General features: G+C 61.4%; 18 protein-coding genes. 6 read left to right on the top strand and 12 right to left on the bottom strand.

The genetic code is table 11. The features are described from left to right. Positions 1–144: 144 nt before the first annotated feature. The 7 genes from CHU94_RS19010 to CHU94_RS06090 all read right to left on the bottom strand — a co-directional run bounded on the left by CHU94_RS19010 (position 145) and on the right by CHU94_RS06090 (position 4852). On the bottom strand, positions 145–423 hold the full coding sequence (locus CHU94_RS19010; protein WP_141211397.1) for a hypothetical protein: 279 nt from the start codon (positions 421–423) through the stop codon (positions 145–147). Positions 424–601: 178 nt separating this feature from the next. After that, positions 602–1168, bottom strand: coding sequence for a hypothetical protein (locus tag CHU94_RS06065; protein ID WP_141211398.1), 567 nt, complete (start codon positions 1166–1168; stop codon positions 602–604). A 238-nt stretch (positions 1169–1406) separates the two neighbouring features. After that, entirely contained in the window at positions 1407–1937 is a 531-nt protein-coding gene (locus CHU94_RS06070; protein WP_094477845.1) for a YrhB domain-containing protein, read from the bottom strand. 98 nt (positions 1938–2035) lie between these two features. After that, a complete protein-coding gene (locus CHU94_RS06075) occupies positions 2036–2512 on the bottom strand; it encodes a hypothetical protein (RefSeq protein ID WP_094477847.1) in 477 nt (158 codons plus the stop codon). Positions 2513–2908: 396 nt separating this feature from the next. Further along, on the bottom strand, positions 2909–3241 hold the full coding sequence (locus CHU94_RS06080; RefSeq protein WP_094477849.1) for a hypothetical protein: 333 nt from the start codon (positions 3239–3241) through the stop codon (positions 2909–2911). Positions 3242–3765: 524 nt separating this feature from the next. Then, positions 3766–4236, bottom strand: coding sequence for an SRPBCC family protein (locus tag CHU94_RS06085; protein ID WP_094477851.1), 471 nt, complete (start codon positions 4234–4236; stop codon positions 3766–3768). A 91-nt stretch (positions 4237–4327) separates the two neighbouring features. Further along, the gene (locus tag CHU94_RS06090) at positions 4328–4852 is read right to left on the bottom strand and encodes a hypothetical protein (protein WP_094479237.1); all 525 of its coding nucleotides are present in this window, start codon (positions 4850–4852) and stop codon (positions 4328–4330) included. A gap of 128 nt (positions 4853–4980) precedes the next feature. Here CHU94_RS06090 and CHU94_RS06095 point away from each other — a divergent pair, with 128 nt between their 5' ends. Genes CHU94_RS06095 through CHU94_RS06105 form a run of 3 tightly spaced genes read left to right on the top strand, consistent with a single transcriptional unit; the run spans position 4981 to position 7644 of the window. Further along, entirely contained in the window at positions 4981–5859 is an 879-nt protein-coding gene (locus CHU94_RS06095; protein WP_094477853.1) for a DUF808 domain-containing protein, read from the top strand. A gap of 22 nt (positions 5860–5881) precedes the next feature. After that, positions 5882–6826 (top strand): DMT family transporter, encoded by a 945-nt coding sequence (locus CHU94_RS06100; protein ID WP_094477855.1) that lies wholly within the window; start codon positions 5882–5884, stop codon positions 6824–6826. A gap of 23 nt (positions 6827–6849) precedes the next feature. Next, a complete protein-coding gene (locus CHU94_RS06105; protein WP_094477857.1) occupies positions 6850–7644 on the top strand; it encodes an SDR family oxidoreductase in 795 nt (264 codons plus the stop codon). A 144-nt stretch (positions 7645–7788) separates the two neighbouring features. Here the strand turns inward: CHU94_RS06105 and CHU94_RS06110 are convergent, their stop codons facing one another. After that, positions 7789–8703 (bottom strand): helix-turn-helix transcriptional regulator, encoded by a 915-nt coding sequence (locus tag CHU94_RS06110; protein ID WP_255033864.1) that lies wholly within the window; start codon positions 8701–8703, stop codon positions 7789–7791. Between the two features lie 202 nt (positions 8704–8905). Here CHU94_RS06110 and CHU94_RS06115 point away from each other — a divergent pair, with 202 nt between their 5' ends. Then, positions 8906–10105, top strand: a complete 1200-nt coding sequence (locus CHU94_RS06115) for an MFS transporter (RefSeq protein ID WP_094477861.1) — start codon at positions 8906–8908, stop codon at positions 10103–10105. Positions 10106–10122: 17 nt separating this feature from the next. Here the strand turns inward: CHU94_RS06115 and CHU94_RS06120 are convergent, their stop codons facing one another. The 4 genes from CHU94_RS06120 to CHU94_RS06135 all read right to left on the bottom strand — a co-directional run bounded on the left by CHU94_RS06120 (position 10123) and on the right by CHU94_RS06135 (position 14673). Next, a complete protein-coding gene (locus CHU94_RS06120) occupies positions 10123–11109 on the bottom strand; it encodes a helix-turn-helix transcriptional regulator (RefSeq protein WP_094477863.1) in 987 nt (328 codons plus the stop codon). Then, positions 11102–13204 carry a xanthine dehydrogenase family protein molybdopterin-binding subunit gene (locus tag CHU94_RS06125; RefSeq protein WP_094477865.1) on the bottom strand — a complete coding sequence of 701 codons (2103 nt, stop codon included), beginning with the start codon at positions 13202–13204 and terminating at the stop codon, positions 11102–11104. The genes CHU94_RS06120 and CHU94_RS06125 overlap by 8 nt, the downstream gene beginning before the upstream one ends. Next, on the bottom strand, positions 13201–13674 hold the full coding sequence (locus CHU94_RS06130; RefSeq protein ID WP_094477867.1) for a (2Fe-2S)-binding protein: 474 nt from the start codon (positions 13672–13674) through the stop codon (positions 13201–13203). The genes CHU94_RS06125 and CHU94_RS06130 overlap by 4 nt, the downstream gene beginning before the upstream one ends. Positions 13675–13764: 90 nt before the next feature. Next, positions 13765–14673 carry a DMT family transporter gene (locus CHU94_RS06135; RefSeq protein WP_094477869.1) on the bottom strand — a complete coding sequence of 303 codons (909 nt, stop codon included), beginning with the start codon at positions 14671–14673 and terminating at the stop codon, positions 13765–13767. Positions 14674–14779: 106 nt separating this feature from the next. Between CHU94_RS06135 and CHU94_RS06140 the strand changes: the two genes are divergently transcribed. Both CHU94_RS06140 and CHU94_RS06145 read left to right on the top strand, forming a co-directional pair. Then, a complete protein-coding gene (locus CHU94_RS06140; protein ID WP_094477871.1) occupies positions 14780–15775 on the top strand; it encodes a quinone oxidoreductase in 996 nt (331 codons plus the stop codon). A gap of 22 nt (positions 15776–15797) precedes the next feature. Next, the gene (locus CHU94_RS06145) at positions 15798–16694 is read left to right on the top strand and encodes an outer membrane protein (protein ID WP_094477873.1); all 897 of its coding nucleotides are present in this window, start codon (positions 15798–15800) and stop codon (positions 16692–16694) included. Positions 16695–16700 lie beyond the last annotated feature (6 nt).

Raw genomic sequence — 16700 nt, forward strand, 5'->3', positions numbered from 1 at the left:
GAAAATTAATCGATTCCGCAGTCTGTCGCCACGACACCAAGACGCCTCAAGACTGACTGCGGTCTTTTGCAGTGCTCAAAAGCAGTCGTTAACGCCGAAGACGAGCAGGACCATAGGAAACCGCCTTGGTTGACCAGTTAAATTTCATGCCGTGCCTCTCGTGATAACAGACAGTCTTGGAAGCGCATCAAACTCTTGCGAAAAGAAGATCAGCGCTCCAGTTCCGTGCCTTATCTCCACGTCTTCCACAGTGGCTGCAAAGTGATGCCCTTCGGGGGTGGCCACCACAACATGAGCGCCAGGTTCTGGCAATTCCGATGCAGACACAAAAGTCCCATCAAGCACGAACCATTTACCTGCACGAAGGTCGATCTTCTCCGCCGAAACATTGAAGCTATCGATGATGGTTAGCGGTTTTTGCATGAGTTTTAACGTTGGCGCTCCGCTCGGGTGCTGGGATGGACTGCCAATCCGGATTCTGACGATTGAGCGAGACCCTGAATATCCCCCGTTCGGGTGAATTTACAAGCGTCTGTTTCCGCGGCCAAGCTGAGGCGCCTGTAGACTGATAGCGGTCACTCAGAGCTGTGACGAGTTGCTGCTAACAATGGGTGCGGAATCCACTGTTCATAGCAATTTGCTTGTGCTGCAAGCCTCCCTTTTCTACATAAGCTTTCGCCCCATAGTGAATACCGCAATCGCCACCAAAGCCTATGTCGGTCAAAGTCAAAGTGGCACGCTTGCGCACTTGCATCAACTTTTTGTCTCGAATCCGCTTCAAGGTTTTTGCGTCAAAAAGCGCCTCTACAAGAGCATCTTCGTTATCAATATGAAACTCGCAATAGAGGTCGCAATTTGAAAGGTGCTGCCAATCGTCACGACGCGGAATCTTTGACCACTCAGACTTGGAAAACAAAAGGTGAGCCATTAGCGTCCCACCTTCACCTAACTCATCTCCTTCAAACCAACCGTAGGAGACGGTGGCACGCACCGAAATACTTCCCTGCATTTCTACATATAAGGGAGTCCCGTCATCGGCCGCCTGAATCAGTTTGACCGAAAGGTTTGGCGTCCTCGGGGAAATAACAATGCGTTCAATCCCAGTCAATTCCTGCGATGACGCCGCTCCGACCATAGCTAGAGTTAAAAAAAGCGCTAACCATTTCATAGCAAAACCTCGCTGATTCTTTTTGGAACTACGCACTTCAAGTAGATTAAACAGTCTGACCGCGGTTCATCGGCAGATTACCGAAAAGGGCCGCTTACTTCACCAAGCAGCGACGCCAACAGACTGATAGCCAACCTCCACACCGCCCTATAGCAGTCGTTTACGTTGGCGCTGACCGGCACGCTGTAAGCGCCGCGCAGCGGCGTTGTCCTGCTGCGTGTCCGGGCCGAGCAACCTGTTAGCCGGCATAGGGGACCTGTGCTTCAAAGCCGACGGCTGCGAGAGCAAGAACTAAGGCTCTGGCTTCTGCCACGGAGGGTACAGAGACCACGGTCGATTGGTTGGCGAGACAGGACTCGACAGCGTTCTTTGCTTGTCCAAGACCAACGGTGGAGTGCTGACGAACGGCCTGAATCGCAGAAACAGACAGAGCACCTTTACGCCATCCCGTAAGGCGAACCTCGGGAACCTCTTGAGCGTTAGGGTTGCCGCAGGCTCGATATGCGGTCATCGATTCCGCCAGCGGACGGTGATAGCTGACGAAGAAAGGGAGCCCATCAGAGCGTGAGACGAAGAGCGGCGCATTGCCAACGACAGACTCGCGAAAATCACCTTTCTCTATAAAGCTAGCGGACTGATAGTAGAAGACCCAGCCGACATCGAATTCCTCGGTTTTGTCTGAGAGTAATTGCAGCGCCACACCGTCACAGCTGCAGGACAAAAGCTGGCGGTCGGCAACTTCTATGGCCTGCGAGAGTGTGAAAGGCATTTGACGGCTAACGTCGGCGCTGTCTGGCACGCAACAAGCGCCGCGAAGCGGCAACCATCGGCCGGGTGTCCGCGACGAGCAACCTGTTAGCCCTCACGCTATTGGCCTTTGACCACATCGATTGGTTTCGGGGGAAGGCGATATAGCTTCACCACCGCCATCGCCTCCGAAGGTTTGAGCGCCTTCAGGTTCGCTCTCTTTAGCGATTCCTGGTCATCGAACATTGATCGAAGCAACAGCAACCGATATACATCCATTCTCTCTTCCTGTGCCTTGCAGCGCGAGGCACAGAAGGACTTGTAACCCTTCACCATCTCTTCCCAGAGCACCAAGTTTCCCTCTGGGTCCAAATCTCGTTTGTAGAGATCGACAGCCTTTTCATACGAAATCCCATCAACAACTTCGAAGGTGTCGGTGGTTGCTTTGATGCGCCTGAGCAAACTCGCCGGAAGTTCTTTGTGGCGATACCCACTGATCTGGATGTCTTTTGGATTTACGGTCATCGTTTGCTGTGCATGAGTTGGCAATGTGCCAACGGCGCAAACGATAAACACAAGCACTGCGAAAGGGTTCATGATTTCTGAAGGCTAACGTTATGTATATGGCAAGAACGGTTGATACATCAGGATGCTGCGGGATAAACTGGACATGAAATTACTCTGAGAACGGCTTTCAGCATTGTTTCGCATGGTTTTCCCTGAAATCGATACAGGTATAAAAATTCCAACAAATCCCGCATGTTGTAAGGAACGGAATGAGCCAAAAATTTCACGATTCTCACGCCTCGGAACCAGCTTGAACATCCCCCTAACCGGGTGAATTTTCCAACGGCTGCTTCCGCCGCAGAGCCGGAGCTTCTACAGACTGATAGCGGCTACACATAGTGCTCTGCGGCAAGCACTACCGTCGGGCTAAAGGGGGACCGAGACGACGCGATGCTGCGTTTGGACGCGCCAGTGTGTAGCGCAGAGTCATGTACTTGGGTTACTTGTCAGCGGTTTGGGAATGCGCACAGTCAATGGATCAGCGGGGTTGAATTTAGAGCCTGACATGACTACCGCGCCATTCTTCATCGCCTCTCGCATTTCCCCCCACACTTCACGCATGGTTATGTATCGCCAAACGACAACCGCAATTGCGGTAAACCAAAAAAGACTCGCTAGGGTCTTAATCGCATCATTTTGGGGGAGTTGATCTGCCACTACCCAAAAAACGAGGGCAACAGCTAAAAAATATAGGAAGTAGGGCTTGTAGATGACAACAATTTCTTTGTCCGTTTCAATACGATCGAAAAAAATATTCATAGGTAATCCTTATGATTATGAACAATAGATATAGGTCGGAAAAGCGGTGAATCCATCTGGGCATTGCCAGAAAAACTGGTGATGAAACTCTTTTAAAGGTTTGCAATATTGCTTTCTGTTGGTTTGCCTGAAATCCATACAGGTCCAAGAATCCCAACACCCACCGCGATCTGCCAGATCCGATTTAGACGACGGAGCTACGCCTTGGATATACGCCGTTTGGGGGAATTCTGGGATGTCGGCTTCCGCCGCATATCGGCTGTCTATCGCGACCGCCTGGCATGCCAGTTCCGAATGTCCGCTACCCGGCAATGAATCTGACGCGACCGACTTCCGCTTCGGCTCGCACGCCTTCATTTCCAGCGATCGAAACTATCCAGTCGTTTCCCGCCACGAAGTTCAGCAGCACATTCAATTTACATGTAAAAAGAGCCGCGGGATCATATAGATAGTGCGCTGGCAGCTCCTAATTTCATAGCGCATTCGCATGCGCCATGCCAACAAAGTAAAAGGTTGACTATGGCTTAGGCCTCGCCGCCGAAGCGTTGGGTCAGGTTGTCGATGTACTGCTCCACCATCTTTTCAAACTCGGCTTCGGCCACGGGGCCGGCCACCATCTTCATGAGGCCGGGCAGGGGCAGGGTCAGTTCGCCCTGAATCTCCAGCTCCAGCTTGGTGGATTTTTTGTTGTCGGTGATCTTCCAGCTGCCCGATACCAGCGCGTTGCCTTCGCCCTTGATCGGCGTCCACACGATGGTGCCCTTGGCCTTGTTGGACACATACTTGGATGCGTACACCGTTTGCAGGCTGATGGAGGCGATGCCGATTTTTTCCATCTCCCAGCGGTAGGCGCCGCCGCCCAGGTCCACCAGTTGGTCGACCTTGGGGAAGTGGCTGGCCGAGGTGGGCACGTCGGACAGGACTTCGAACACGTCGGCCGCCTTGGCCTTCACTTCAAATTCGTAAGCCAGGTTGATCTCTACGGTAACGGCCATGGTGTCTGTCTCCTTATGGTGAATGGTCTGGGCGCATGTTACTGCGCACGGCTGTGGTCGGGCTGGAGCTGGCTGCCTAGAACGTGCAGGCTTATTGCGGGCCGCGCAGGCGTTGCAGGGTGAGCTGCAGCAGGCGTGCATCGGCGCTGGCGCGGTGGCGCTGGGTGCCGCGCTCGCTGGCAATCTGCGCTTTGACCTGGTGCCACCGCTCGGCCTCTGTTTCGGTAAGCAGGCTGCGCAGGTTTTCCAGCTTGAAGCGGGGTGTCATCTCCGCCGCCTCAAACAGGGCTGAGAGCCAGGTGTAGTCATTGGCCCAGCCATCGGAATAGACGGTTTGCCCGGCCAGCTGTTCGTTCAGGCGGCGGGCCACTTCTTTGGCGGGCAGGCCACGGGCCTGCAGCAAGTCGCGCGTGATGCGGTGCAAGGCGGCGGCACTTTCGTCCCAGTGCGTCCAGTCATCTTCTGGCTGCACCAGGGTGCAGTAGGCGTGGCCGTCGGGCAGTACGTAGCCCACTTCAATCGGGTAACTGCTGCGGCCCAAGCCCGAGGCTTCGATGTCGAGCACGGTGGGTGCAGCTGTGGGAGCAGAGGGTGTGGCCAAGGGAGAGGAGTGCATGGGGCGGTCGTGCCTGTTGTGTGCCATTCTCCAGCAAGCTCTGCGCCAAACTTGTACGGGTAAGCACCAAGGCGCATACGCCAAACGGGTGACAATGGGCGCCTCTTTGACTTTCACCTGCACACACCATGGCCAGCAGCCTTCTCGCTCTTCTTGACGACATTGCCACCATCCTCGACGACGTGGCCGTACTCACCAAAGTGGCCGCCAAAAAGACGGCGGGTGTGCTGGGCGACGACCTGGCCCTGAATGCCCAGCAGGTGGCAGGTGTGCGCGCCGACCGCGAGCTGCCTGTGGTGTGGGCCGTGTGCAAGGGCTCCCTGGTCAACAAGCTGATTTTGGTCCCAGCGGCGCTGGCTATCAGTGCGGTGGCTCCTTGGCTGGTGACCCCCTTGTTGATGGTGGGCGGCGCCTTTTTGTGCTTTGAAGGTTTCGAGAAACTGGCGCACAAGTTTTTGCACCGCGCCGAGGACGACCAGGCCCATGAGGCCGAACTGATGCAGGCGCTGGCCAACCCCGAGGTCGACATGCTGACCCTGGAGAAAGACAAGGTGGAGGGCGCCATCCGCACCGACTTCATCCTGTCCGCCGAGATCATTGCCATTACCCTGGGCACCGTGCAAGCCAGCCCGTTTGCCACTCAGTTCACCGTGTTGGCCGGGGTGGCCTTGATCATGACGGTGGGCGTGTATGGCCTGGTGGCTGGCATCGTGAAAATCGACGACGCGGGCCTGTACCTGAGCCGACAATCTGGCAGTGGCACGCAGGCCTTGGGCCGTGGCCTTTTGCGGGCTGCACCGATATTGATGAAGGTGCTGTCAGTGGCGGGCACCGCAGCCATGTTCCTGGTGGGTGGCGGCATTCTGGTGCACGGCCTGCCGTTTTTGCACCACCTGCTCGAAGGCCTGCCGCTGGGCTTTGTGTGGGATGGCCTGGTGGGCGTGGTGGCCGGTGGGCTGGTGCTGGCCGGCGTTGCTCTGGTGCAGCGGGTGCGCCAGATCTTTTGAATGAAATTGACCTTGAGTCCTTATGAAATCTGCGCAAGCAGCTCCTAAATCCATAGCTACGGGTTTGTTTCTGGCGGTCGCGGGAGCGATTGCCTTCAGCGGCAAGGCCATCATCGTCAAGCTGGCCTACCGCTACGGTGTCGATGCCGTCACGCTGATCATGCTGCGCATGTTGATGGCGCTGCCGTTCTTTCTGGCTATTGTGTGGTGGACCGGGCGCAAGGCGCGCCTCTCGGGCGTGGCCTTGCCGCGTCTGACGGCGCACGACAAGTGGGGCATTCTGGGCTTGGGCATCACTGGCTACTACCTCGCCAGCTACCTGGACTTTGCCGGGCTGGCCTACATCTCGGCCTCGCTGGAGCGGCTCATCCTGTACTTGAACCCCACGCTGGTGGTGCTCTTGGGGGTGGCGCTGTATGGCAAACGTGTGACCGTGCCGCAGGCGCTGGGAATGGCCATCAGCTACAGCGGTGTGCTGCTGGTGTTTGGCCACGAGGTCACGCTGGCCGGCGGCGACGTGGCGTTGGGTGCATTGCTGGTATTTGGCAGTGCCATCAGCTACGCGCTCTACCTCTCGTACAGCGGCGAACTGGTCAAGCGCCTGGGCTCGCTGCGCCTGGTCGGGCTGGCGACCAGCGTGGCCTGTGTGCTGTGTATCGCGCAGTTTGTGCTGCTGCGCCCGCTCAACACCGCGTTTGCCGTTGCACCTGAGGTGCTGTGGCTGTCCCTGATCAACGCCACGGCCTGCACCGTGGTGCCGGTGCTGATGGTGATGATGGCGATTGAGCGCATTGGCGCCGGCTTGGCCGCGCAGGTGGGCATGGTGGGCCCCATGTCCACCATCGCCATGGGCGTGCTGCTGTTGGATGAGCCGATGAACGCCTGGGTGGTGGGCGGCACGGTGCTGGTGCTGCTGGGGGTCTATGTGGTGAGCCGCCAGCGCGCGGTACCACCCACTGCCGACTGATTTATTTTTTTGGAGACAAGACCATGGACTTGGGAATCAAAGGCAAATGGGCGCTGGTGTGCGGCGCCAGCAAAGGGCTGGGCCTGGGCTGCGCCCAGGCGCTGGTGGCCGAGGGCGTGAACGTGCTGATCGTCGCGCGGGGTGCCGAGGCGCTGGAACGCAGTGCTATGAATTTGGAAGCTGCTTACGCAGTATCCACGGGGGCTGAGGTGCTGTTTTGTGCACAAGACATCACCACCGAGGCCGGCCGCGCTGCGGTGTTTGCTATGCGCCGTGACTTCGACATCGTGGTGACGAATGCCGGTGGCCCGCCGCCCGGCGACTTCCGCGACTGGGACCGCGAGGCCTGGATCAAGGCGGTGGACGCCAACATGCTCACGCCCATCGAACTCATCAAGGCCACGGTGGACGGCATGGCCGCGCGCGGCTTTGGGCGCATCGTCAACATCACCTCCAGCTCGGTGAAGTCACCCATCGATATCCTGGGCCTGTCCAACGGCGCGCGCAGCGGGCTCACGGGATTTGTGGCCGGCGTAGCGCGCAGCAGCCTGGCGGCCAGGGGGGTGACGATCAACAACCTCTTGCCGGGCAAGTTCGACACGGACCGAATTGCCACTACGGTGAAGGCGGCTGCGGCCAAGACCGGCAAGAGCGTGGACGACATTCGTGCAGCGCAGCAGGCGCAGATTCCGATGGGGCGGTACGGCACGGCGCAGGAATTTGGGCAGGTCTGTGCGTTTTTGTGCAGCCAGCAGGCGGGGTATATGACGGGGCAAAACGTGTTGCTGGATGGAGGGGCTTACCCCGGGACCTACTGAGGGTTCCTGTTGTGGCTCATTTTCTTGTTCGTAGCGTTTTTTTAACACCCACTCCCCCAGCCCCTCGCCGACGGGGGCGAGGGGCTGGGGGAGTGGGTGTCCAAAAAAGCGGTGCAGGCGAAAAAAGCACTATGGCAAAAGAAGTCAAGACACCCCAGCCTGCGCCTGCGCCCGAAACATCTTGGGCGTGAGACCAAACTGTTGCTTGAAACTGCGGATGAAGTAGCTGGCGCTGGCAAAGCCGCAACACCAGGCAATCTCCTTGATGGCCGAGTTGTCCTCCGTCAACAGCCGGGCTGCGCGGGCCAGTCGCTGACGCAGCACCACCTGCCACAGGTGCTCGCCCGTGCTGCGGCTGTACAGGTGCGACAGGTAGTCCGCCGTGCAGCCCAACTCCTCGGCCAAGCTGGCCACCGTCAGGTCCACTTCGCCAAGGCGGTTTTGCACCAGCACGCGCAATTGGCCCAGCAGCGCGGGTTCGCTGGCCACCGTTTTCTGGGGCGCATCCAACAGGCGTGCCACGGCCGACAGCGCAGTCAGTACCAGGGCACGCTGTTGCACCACCCACAGGCCATGGGCGTCTTGTGCAGGGGGCTTGGCGGCGTCGCCCAGCCAAGCCTCAATCCGCACGGCATCCACATGGGGATACACCTCCAGGTAGAGGTTGCCGGGTCGCCCGGGTCTGGCCTCGTTGGCCAAGTGGCAGGACATGCTTTGGTGGTCGGCATAAATCACCAGGTTGGAAAACGGCTGACCATCCGGTCCCCCGGCCACCCATTCGTCGTGCAGCAGCTTGGGCGGCATCACCAGCGCCTCACCGGCCTGCAGGGTGACCTGGCCTTGGGGAAAGCGGAATTCGGTGTGGCCCTGCACCTGCAAAAACAGTTCCGCATTCAGGTGCAGGTGGCCTGCGCCCCGCGTGGTCCAGCCCGGCTGGGGTGGTGGTGAAACCAGGCGCAGGTTGCCCTTGGCTGCTCGCGCAATGAAGTCGCCCAGGTCTTGGCGCATCCGTAGCGCATGGGCGGGCGCAGCAGGGTCATCGGGTGAGATGGCGGCCACGCTGCAGCAGTCAGATTGCTGCGAGGTAGTTAAGAAATTTGCTATTTTTGACATTTTGCTGGTACGGGTTGGCCTTGCATGCCGGGGCGCACGTCCCTACGCTACAGCTATGGATTGAGCGCAATTCTGCGGCCTCTTCCGGTTATTTGTCTATTCCCATGCCACACAAGATAAACCTGATTTTTGTTGCCGGGGGCGCTGCATGAGCGCTGCTGTTCATGGCACCCCCATCCAGATCCGTCAAGCGACCTGGGCTACACGCTCCCTGTTTGCTGTGCTGGGTATCGTCGCCGGCGCTTGGGGCGTGCACATTCCCTCGGTCAAGGAGGTGTATGGCCTGAGCGAAGGCTCTCTGTCTCTGGTGCTGGTGGCCGCGGCTGTCGGTGCCGTGAGTGCTTTGTTCATCGCGGGACGGGCGATTGGCCGTTTGGGCGCACGCAATGCTGTGGCAGTGGCTGGTGTGCTCATGGGGCTCATGCTGATGCTGGTGGTGCACTGGCCCGGCTATGTGCCTTTGCTGCTGGCCATGCTGGTGTTCGGGTCCACCATGAGTGTCTATGACGTGGGTATCAACACCGAGGGCTCGGCGCTCGAAGCCGCTGGAGGACGGCCCATCATGGGTGGGCTGCACGGCATGTTCAGTGTGGGGGCCATGCTGGGTGCCGCACTTACTGCGCTGCTCTTGCGTTGGGAGGTGTCCGTTGCCTTGCAATTGGGCGGTGTGGGCGTGTGTGCCAGTGTGTGGATGGTGCTGGCTTCACGCTGGATGTTGCCTACGGCTCCCGTCACCGAGGCGTCGGCCGAGACGCCGCAGTTCGTCTGGCCGCGTGGCGCCCTGTTGATCATGGGGCTGCTGATTTTTGCCGGCATGAGCGCCGAAGGGGTGATGCAGGATTGGAGCGTGCTCTACCTGAAGCAGGAAGTGCAGATGCCCCAAGACCGCGCAGCCATTGGCTACGCCGCATTTGCCGGGGCCATGGCGGTGATGCGCTTCTTGGCCGATATCTTGCGCACCCGCTTTAGCGAGCGTTTGTTGCTGCGCGGCAGCGGCGTGCTCACCGCAGTGGCCATGGCTGTGGTGCTACTCAGTGGCAATCCGCTCGTCTCCGTCATCGGCTTTGCGTTTGTGGGCGCAGGGCTGGCCATGGTGGTACCCATTCTGTTTGGCGCGGCCAGCCGGGTGCCGGGTACCACGCCCGCTGCGGCCATTGCGGCGGTCTCGTCGATCGGCTACAGCGGGTTCATGATCGGGCCGCCGCTGATCGGTGGCATTGCCCAGCACGCATCCCTTACCGCCGCCATGGGCGTGGTGGTGGTCACCGCCACCATCCTCGCGCTCAGTGCGCATTACGTACCCGAGAAGCAGAACGATGCCACAGCAGGCCAGCCTTCGCTGGCTTGAATCGCATTCGGCGCTGCTCAGGGCGGCAGTACGGCGGACGCTTCTCCAAAGCTGGTGCGATATGCACCGGGCGCCAGCCCGGTGTGGCGCTTGTAACTGCGGTTGAAGTGGGCCTGGTCGGCGTAACCGCAGACAAAACCAATCTCCGCCAGCGACAGCGGGCTTTCCAGCAGCCACCAGGCTGCGGCCCGCAGGCGCACCTCGGCAGCCACTTGCGAAAATCGCAGCCCGTGGTGCTGCAGCTGGCGCTGCAGGCTGCGGGCAGACAGGCCCATCTGCTGCGCAACGGATGCCACCGTATGCGGGTACATCAGGTCGCCCAACATGGTGGCGGCGCACCGCTGCGCCAGATTGGGCCAGTCCAGGGACGCGCAAAGCTCGTGGGGTGCTTGCGCTGGCGGAAGGCTGGTGGAGCTGTGTGGTGCCAGAGTAGAGGGGGGATCTTCAGCCCAGTGCAGGGTCCAGTGTGCGGTACGTCCTTGGGTGGCCAAGTTATGCAGCACCTGGGCATCTGCTTGCGGAAAAACGTCCACGCCTTGCAACTGGGCGCTCACCTGGCGCAGCCCCAAGGCTTGTAGCAAGGCACACAGCAGGCCCAGCACCACCAGGTCTTCGGCCGCTGCAGGGGGCGTGCGGGGCACTAGCGAGATGTGCTGCAACGTGGCCTGTGTGGGGCCCACCTGCAGACACAGGACGCGGTGGCGCGAATGCACATACTTCTCCAGCCGGCACCAGCGCGCCAGCAGGGTGGCGGCATCTGGCGCAGAGGCCAGCGCGCGGTGCAGCGGGGCATCGGCCAGGTCGTGAAAGCCCTGGCCAAGGTGCAGCAGGCTGGCCCAGCCCCCTTGGGCCAGGGCGGTTGCGGCCAGGGTCTGCTTGGCCTGTAGTGGAATGTGGGCGTCCTCTGTGTGGGCCAGGTGCTGCACCGGGCGCGTATCCAGTCCCAGCCGTGCCATGCCTTTGAGCATGACACCCACCATGGCAGTGCTGGCGAAATCACTCATGGGGTGGGCGGGTGGACAGGTGGTGCTGCAGTTCGGTGGTGGACACGGGCAGGGTGGTGGCTCGGTAGGCGGTGGCAGCCGCGATGGCGTTGCCAATGGCGGCTGCGGCACTCACCATGCCGGTCTCTCCTGCCCCGGTGGGCGCTAGGGCGGAGTCTACAAGTTCCACCGTGAGGGCGGGCACTTGTGGCCAGCGGGGAATAGGCGCATCGGCAAAGCTGCTGGCCGCCACGCCAGTGTTGTCCACCGGCAAACCGTCGGTGAGGGCCATGGCAAGGCCCCAGACCAGGGTGCCCTCACACTGGGCGCGCACCTGGTCAGGGTTGATCACACGGCCGCAATCGTGCACGCACCACAGGTGCAGCACGTGCACCTCGCCGCTGGCCGGGTCCACTGCGACATCGGCTACGGTGGCTACATAACTCATAGCCTTGTAGATGCCGCAGGCCACGCCCCGGCCCGTGCGCCAGCCCGCAGGGGCGGCGGCAGGGCCCCGCCCCCAGCGGGCCAGGCTGGCTACCCGCTGCAGCGCCTGCGCAAGGCGCGCGTCGCTGATGTGGGCCAGCCGGAAGGTCACCGGGTCAGCACCTGCAGTATGGGCCAGCATGTCCCACGCGGTTTCCACCGCAAAGCTGTTGGGGCCGGCGCCCAGTCCGCGCCAGGGGCCGGTGAACACGGGCAGGCGCACCAGGTCCATCTCGATGCGTTGCTGCGGCACCTGGTAGGGAATCAGGGCCCCGCGGGCGGACCCAGCATCGCCCACAAAGCTGGAGACCGTCTGCATCCAGGCGGGCATGGCGGCATTGGTGAACAGGATGTGGCTGGTGGCAAAGGCGTGCCACCAGTGCTGCACCTTGCCCTGCTGCAGGCGGGCGCGCAGCCGGTGGTGCGAGGGCGGGCGGTGAAAGCCGTAACGCAGCTCCTGGGTACGCGTCCATTGCACCTTGACCGCGCCCCCCCATTGGCGGGCCAGCACGGCCGCTTCCATTTCCACGGTGCAAATGGTGCGCCCACCAAAAGCTCCGCCCATGCGGCAGGCCTGCACCAGCACCTGCGACGCGTCCAGGTCCAGTTGGCGGGCCACCGCGTCGCGCTGGTAGAACACATCCTGGTTGCCCACCCACAGGCGCAGAAGGGGTTCTGCCCCATTCCACAGCGCTACCGCCGCTCGTGGCTCCAGCGTGGCGTGGGCGGCCAGGGGCACACGGATTTCTACATCCAGGTCCCAGGGCGCATGTTCAGGCAGGGCGTCGTTGCGCAGACGGTGGGCCAGCGGGGCTTTCTTCAGACGGGGCGTGATGTCGATGAGGGCATCTACCGCACCCGGCGCCAAGCTGCCTTCCACGTGCCATTGGATATTGAGTGCCACCTCGATGCGGTCCAGTGCGCCTGGCGTGCGGGCCAGGATGCCCAAGCCCTGGCTGCGGCCCTGCAGCAGGCCGGGGTTTTGCACCAGCGCCACAAAGCCTGGCACCCCACGTGCAGCCGCCTCTTGCCAGGCACGCGGGTGGGAGGCCAGTTCGGGCGAGACCGGTGCGCGCAAAACCCGGCCATACACCATGCCGGGCAGGCGCACGTCGGCGGCATAGACGGGTTCGCCCCGCACAATGGCCAGGCCCTGCTCCAGTGGGGCGGTGCGGCCCACGTGACGGGTTTTCGGGCCGAAGGCGCGCAGGCGTTCCTGGGGCAATGCATCAGCCTCCAGCACGCCTTCTGTGACGCCTCGGGCCAGGGCCTCCCGCAGCGTCGCACAGGCCTGCGCCAGCGGTACCGCAAACTCCCGGATGGAGTCACTGCCCACCGTGGCCTTGACGCGGCGGATGGAGCGGGTGTCCGGCAGGACGGCATCGACCTGGTCCCATGCCACCCCCAGCTCCTCGCAGGCCACTTGCTTGAGGCCGGTGAGCACGTTTTGCCCCATCTCTGCCCGGGGCAGGTAGAAGGTGTAGCGCCCTTGGGCGTAACGCACCCACGACATGGCGTCTTCACCGGAGGGCTGCGGACGCTTGGGAATGACGGGGATGAGGCCGCAGGCGGGCAGCAGGGTGACAGTGAGGCCGGCACTGGCCAGACCCAGAAAGTGGCGGCGCTTCACGCCTTGCCTCCCGTCGTGGGCTGCTGGGCTGCAGTGTGCACGGCCTGGCGGATGCGCTGGTGGGTGCCGCAACGGCACAGGTGGCCGGCCAGGGCGGTGTCAATGTCGGCATCGCTGGGTTTGGGGGTGTGGCGCAGCAGCGCCACGGTGGCCATGATATGGCCCGCCTGACAGTAGCCACACTGGGGCACGCAGTGTGTCAACCAGGCCTGTTGCACCGGGTGCAGGGTGGTTCCTTGGGCCAGTCCTTCAATGGTGGTGATCTGTGCCTGGGCCAAGTCTTTGGGGCGCAGGAGGCAGCTGCGTTGGGCCTGACCGTCTACCAACACGGTGCAGGCACCGCATTGGCCCATGCCGCAGCCGAGCTTGGGGCCTACCAGTCCCAGGCCTTCGCGCAGGGCGAATAGCAGGGTTTCGTCTTCCCACAGGGGGTCCAAGGTGTGCGCTTGTCCGTTGATGTGCAGTTGCATGGTGTGCTCCGAGGTAGAGACGCCATGGTCGTGCGCTAGATGCGCTCTGTATTGAATATTCGCGCCAAGGAGTGGGGCGCGTGATCTGCTCTAGCGGGCTTTGGACGAAGACAGCAGAATGCCCGTGACGATGAGAACAAACGCCACGCCGTGGTACAGGCGTGGCGGCTCTCCCAAAAACAAGGATGAGAGCAGCGCTGTGAACAGCGGTGTAAGGTTGATGAAGAAGCCCGCCACTGCGGGGCCTGCGCGTGACACACCGGCACCCCAGGAGCCATAGGCAATCACGGCCGGGCCCACCGCAATAAAGGCCAGTGCCGCAGCCAGAGGCCAGCTCCAGTCGATATGCGCCGGGGTTAGCGCCCACTCGCCCGCGGTGAACAGCGCCGACCACCCCAAACCAAAGACCATTTGCCCCAGTAGAAACTGCGCCCAATCGGCGCGGATGGTGGCCGACTCCGGTGTCGGGTGCGCCAGCAGCCAGCTGTAGAAAGCCCAAGCCACCGAGGCCAGCAGCACATACAGGTCACCCGGCACCAGGCGCAGCTGGGTGATCACTTCCCAGTCGCCCCGGCCCAGCACCAGCACCACCCCGGCCATCGACAGGGCGGCCCCCAGCAACTGGCGGCGCGTCACTGCCACCTTGAAAAACAGGCGCCCAATCAGCAACATCCATACCGGTGTGCTGGCGCCCACCAGCGTCACATTGATGGCGGTGGAGGTATTGAGCGCCAGGTACAGCAGCGCGTTGTAGCCGCCTATGCTGAACAGGCTGAGCCAGGCAAAGCGCCGCCACTGGGGCCACAGGCTACTTCCGGGGCGTAGCACCGCACCTGCCAGCGGTAACAGCAAGAGCAGGGCAATGCTCCAGCGCAGCAGGTTCAGTGTCATGGGCGACACCATGGGCGCCACCAGCCGCCCCACTACTGCATTGCCTGACCACATGAGGGGTGGAATGACGAGCAGGGCAATCGCGGTGGGGGTAAGGCCTTTGTGCATGCGGGCGACTGTAGCAAGCCGCGCATGGCCACGCTTGCGAGCGGCTGACGCGGCTTTCTGGCACCATCAGCGCCCACACATTCACCATTTCTTTGGAGATCCTCCCATGACCGCCATTGCCTCCCGCGCCATCCACATCGCCAAGCACGGCGGCCCCGAACAATTGCAGCTTGTCCAGGTGACCGTGGGCGAGCCTGGCCCCGGCGAGGTGCGTATCCGCCAGCATGCGGTGGGCCTGAACTTTATTGATGTGTACCAGCGCACGGGCCTGTACCCGCAGCAGCTGCCTGTGCAACTGGGCATGGAAGCTGCGGGCGTGATTGAGGCGGTGGGCGAGGGCGTGACACACTTGAAAGTGGGCGACCGTGCGGCCTATGCCAGCAACCCGCCCGGCGCCTACTGCGAGGTGCGGGTGCTGCCGGCCAAGTGTGTGTGCAAACTGCCCGACGCCATCGGCTTTGAGACCGGCGCGGCCATGATGCTCAAGGGCCTGACCGCGCAGTATCTGCTCAAGCGCACGCTGCCCCAAGGCGGCCTCAATCCGGGTGACTTTGTGTTGTTCCACGCTGCGGCCGGCGGGGTCGGCCTGATTGCCTGCCAGTGGGCCAAGGCCCTGGGCTTGCGCTTGATTGGCACCGCAGGATCGGATGCCAAATGTGCTCTGGCGCTCGCCAATGGGGCGGAGTTTGCCATCAACTACGCGACAGAAGATTTTGCCGCGCGGGTCAAAGCAATCACTGGTGGCAAGGGCGTGAAGGTGGTGTATGACAGCGTGGGCAAAGACACTTGGGACAAGTCATTGGACTGCTTGGCCCCGTTTGGCCTGATGGCCAGTTTTGGCAACGCCTCGGGCCCGGTGGCACCGTTTGCGCCCGGCATGCTGGGCGCCAAAGGCTCTCTCTACGTCACACGCCAGACCTTGTTCACCCACATCGCCACCCGCGAGGCCACCCAGGCCATGGCGGATGACCTGTTTGCCGTGGTGCAAAGCGGCGCGGTCAAGATCCATATTGCCCAGCGCTACGCTTTGGAGAATGTGCAGCAGGCGCACAAAGACCTTGAGGCACGTCAAACAACCGGCTCTACCATCCTGACCCTATAGTCAGTAAGGATAAAATTCCTGCATGACTTTGACTTTCCCGGCGCTGCTGCGCAACACCCTTCTTTGCGCAGCGGGCTCGGTGGCCGCAGTTGCGTCTTATGGCCAAACGTCTTCGGTGGTGCTGGCACAGTCCCAGCCCGCGGCAGCCACTCCGGCACCTGCCACTGTTGACAAGACAGCAGCCCAGATCGACGCCGAAAACAGCCGGCGCTGGTCCATTTACTGGGGCTGGAACCGCTCCACCTACTCCAATAGCACCATCCACTTCAAGGGTTCGGACCACGATTTCACCTTGCATGACGTGAAAGCGACCGACCTGCAGACCAACTCCGGTCTGTCCGACATCTTCAAGTACTACCTGAACCCGGCCGAGATCACCATCCCGCAGACCAATCTGCGCGTGGCCTACCAGCTCGATGGTGACACGGCGATTGCGCTGAACCTGGACCACATGAAGTACGTGGTGGCGCAGGACCAGTCGGTGGCGATTGACGGCCAGATCAAGGGCGTCACGCAAAGCGGCCAACAGGTGATCGCCGACAACTGGCTCAACTTCGAGCACACGGATGGCCTGAACATCGTAACTATTGAGTACGAAAAGCAAAAGAAAGTGGACTGGTTTGGTGGTGACCGCGCCAAGGTGTTTGCGCTGGTGGGATTGGGCATCGTGATTCCCAAGACCAACGCCACCATGCACATGGTGAACCAGACCCGCAACGACGAGTTCCACTTGGCCGGTTGGAGCGTGGGCGCTGGTGTCGGCCTCGATGTGGACCTGACCAAGACCATCTTTGTGCGCAGTGCCTACAAGATGGGCTATGTGGACCTTCCCGATGTGTTGACCAGTGCCCGTGGCGACAAAGCCTCGCACCACTTCACCTACAACGAGTTGCTGGTGGCAGTGGGTTACCGCTTCTGAGCACCT

This window comes from Rhodoferax sp. TH121, from assembly GCF_002251855.1.
Taxonomy (GTDB): domain Bacteria; phylum Pseudomonadota; class Gammaproteobacteria; order Burkholderiales; family Burkholderiaceae_C; genus Allorhodoferax.

What these genes read in the sequence shown, in the direction of transcription:
- CHU94_RS19010 (WP_141211397.1), bottom strand. Translation starts at nt 423, where the DNA reads ATGCAAAAACCGCTAACCATCATCGATAGCTTCAATGTTTCGGCGGAG.
- CHU94_RS06065 (WP_141211398.1), bottom strand. Translation starts at nt 1,168, where the DNA reads ATGAAATGGTTAGCGCTTTTTTTAACTCTAGCTATGGTCGGAGCGGCG.
- CHU94_RS06070 (WP_094477845.1), bottom strand. Translation starts at nt 1,937, where the DNA reads ATGCCTTTCACACTCTCGCAGGCCATAGAAGTTGCCGACCGCCAGCTT.
- CHU94_RS06075 (WP_094477847.1), bottom strand. Translation starts at nt 2,512, where the DNA reads ATGAACCCTTTCGCAGTGCTTGTGTTTATCGTTTGCGCCGTTGGCACA.
- CHU94_RS06080 (WP_094477849.1), bottom strand. Translation starts at nt 3,241, where the DNA reads ATGAATATTTTTTTCGATCGTATTGAAACGGACAAAGAAATTGTTGTC.
- CHU94_RS06085 (WP_094477851.1), bottom strand. Translation starts at nt 4,236, where the DNA reads ATGGCCGTTACCGTAGAGATCAACCTGGCTTACGAATTTGAAGTGAAG.
- CHU94_RS06090 (WP_094479237.1), bottom strand. Translation starts at nt 4,852, where the DNA reads ATGCACTCCTCTCCCTTGGCCACACCCTCTGCTCCCACAGCTGCACCC.
- CHU94_RS06095 (WP_094477853.1), top strand. Translation starts at nt 4,981, where the DNA reads ATGGCCAGCAGCCTTCTCGCTCTTCTTGACGACATTGCCACCATCCTC.
- CHU94_RS06100 (WP_094477855.1), top strand. Translation starts at nt 5,882, where the DNA reads ATGAAATCTGCGCAAGCAGCTCCTAAATCCATAGCTACGGGTTTGTTT.
- CHU94_RS06105 (WP_094477857.1), top strand. Translation starts at nt 6,850, where the DNA reads ATGGACTTGGGAATCAAAGGCAAATGGGCGCTGGTGTGCGGCGCCAGC.
- CHU94_RS06115 (WP_094477861.1), top strand. Translation starts at nt 8,906, where the DNA reads ATGAGCGCTGCTGTTCATGGCACCCCCATCCAGATCCGTCAAGCGACC.
- CHU94_RS06120 (WP_094477863.1), bottom strand. Translation starts at nt 11,109, where the DNA reads ATGAGTGATTTCGCCAGCACTGCCATGGTGGGTGTCATGCTCAAAGGC.
- CHU94_RS06130 (WP_094477867.1), bottom strand. Translation starts at nt 13,674, where the DNA reads ATGCAACTGCACATCAACGGACAAGCGCACACCTTGGACCCCCTGTGG.
- CHU94_RS06135 (WP_094477869.1), bottom strand. Translation starts at nt 14,673, where the DNA reads ATGCACAAAGGCCTTACCCCCACCGCGATTGCCCTGCTCGTCATTCCA.
- CHU94_RS06140 (WP_094477871.1), top strand. Translation starts at nt 14,780, where the DNA reads ATGACCGCCATTGCCTCCCGCGCCATCCACATCGCCAAGCACGGCGGC.
- CHU94_RS06145 (WP_094477873.1), top strand. Translation starts at nt 15,798, where the DNA reads ATGACTTTGACTTTCCCGGCGCTGCTGCGCAACACCCTTCTTTGCGCA.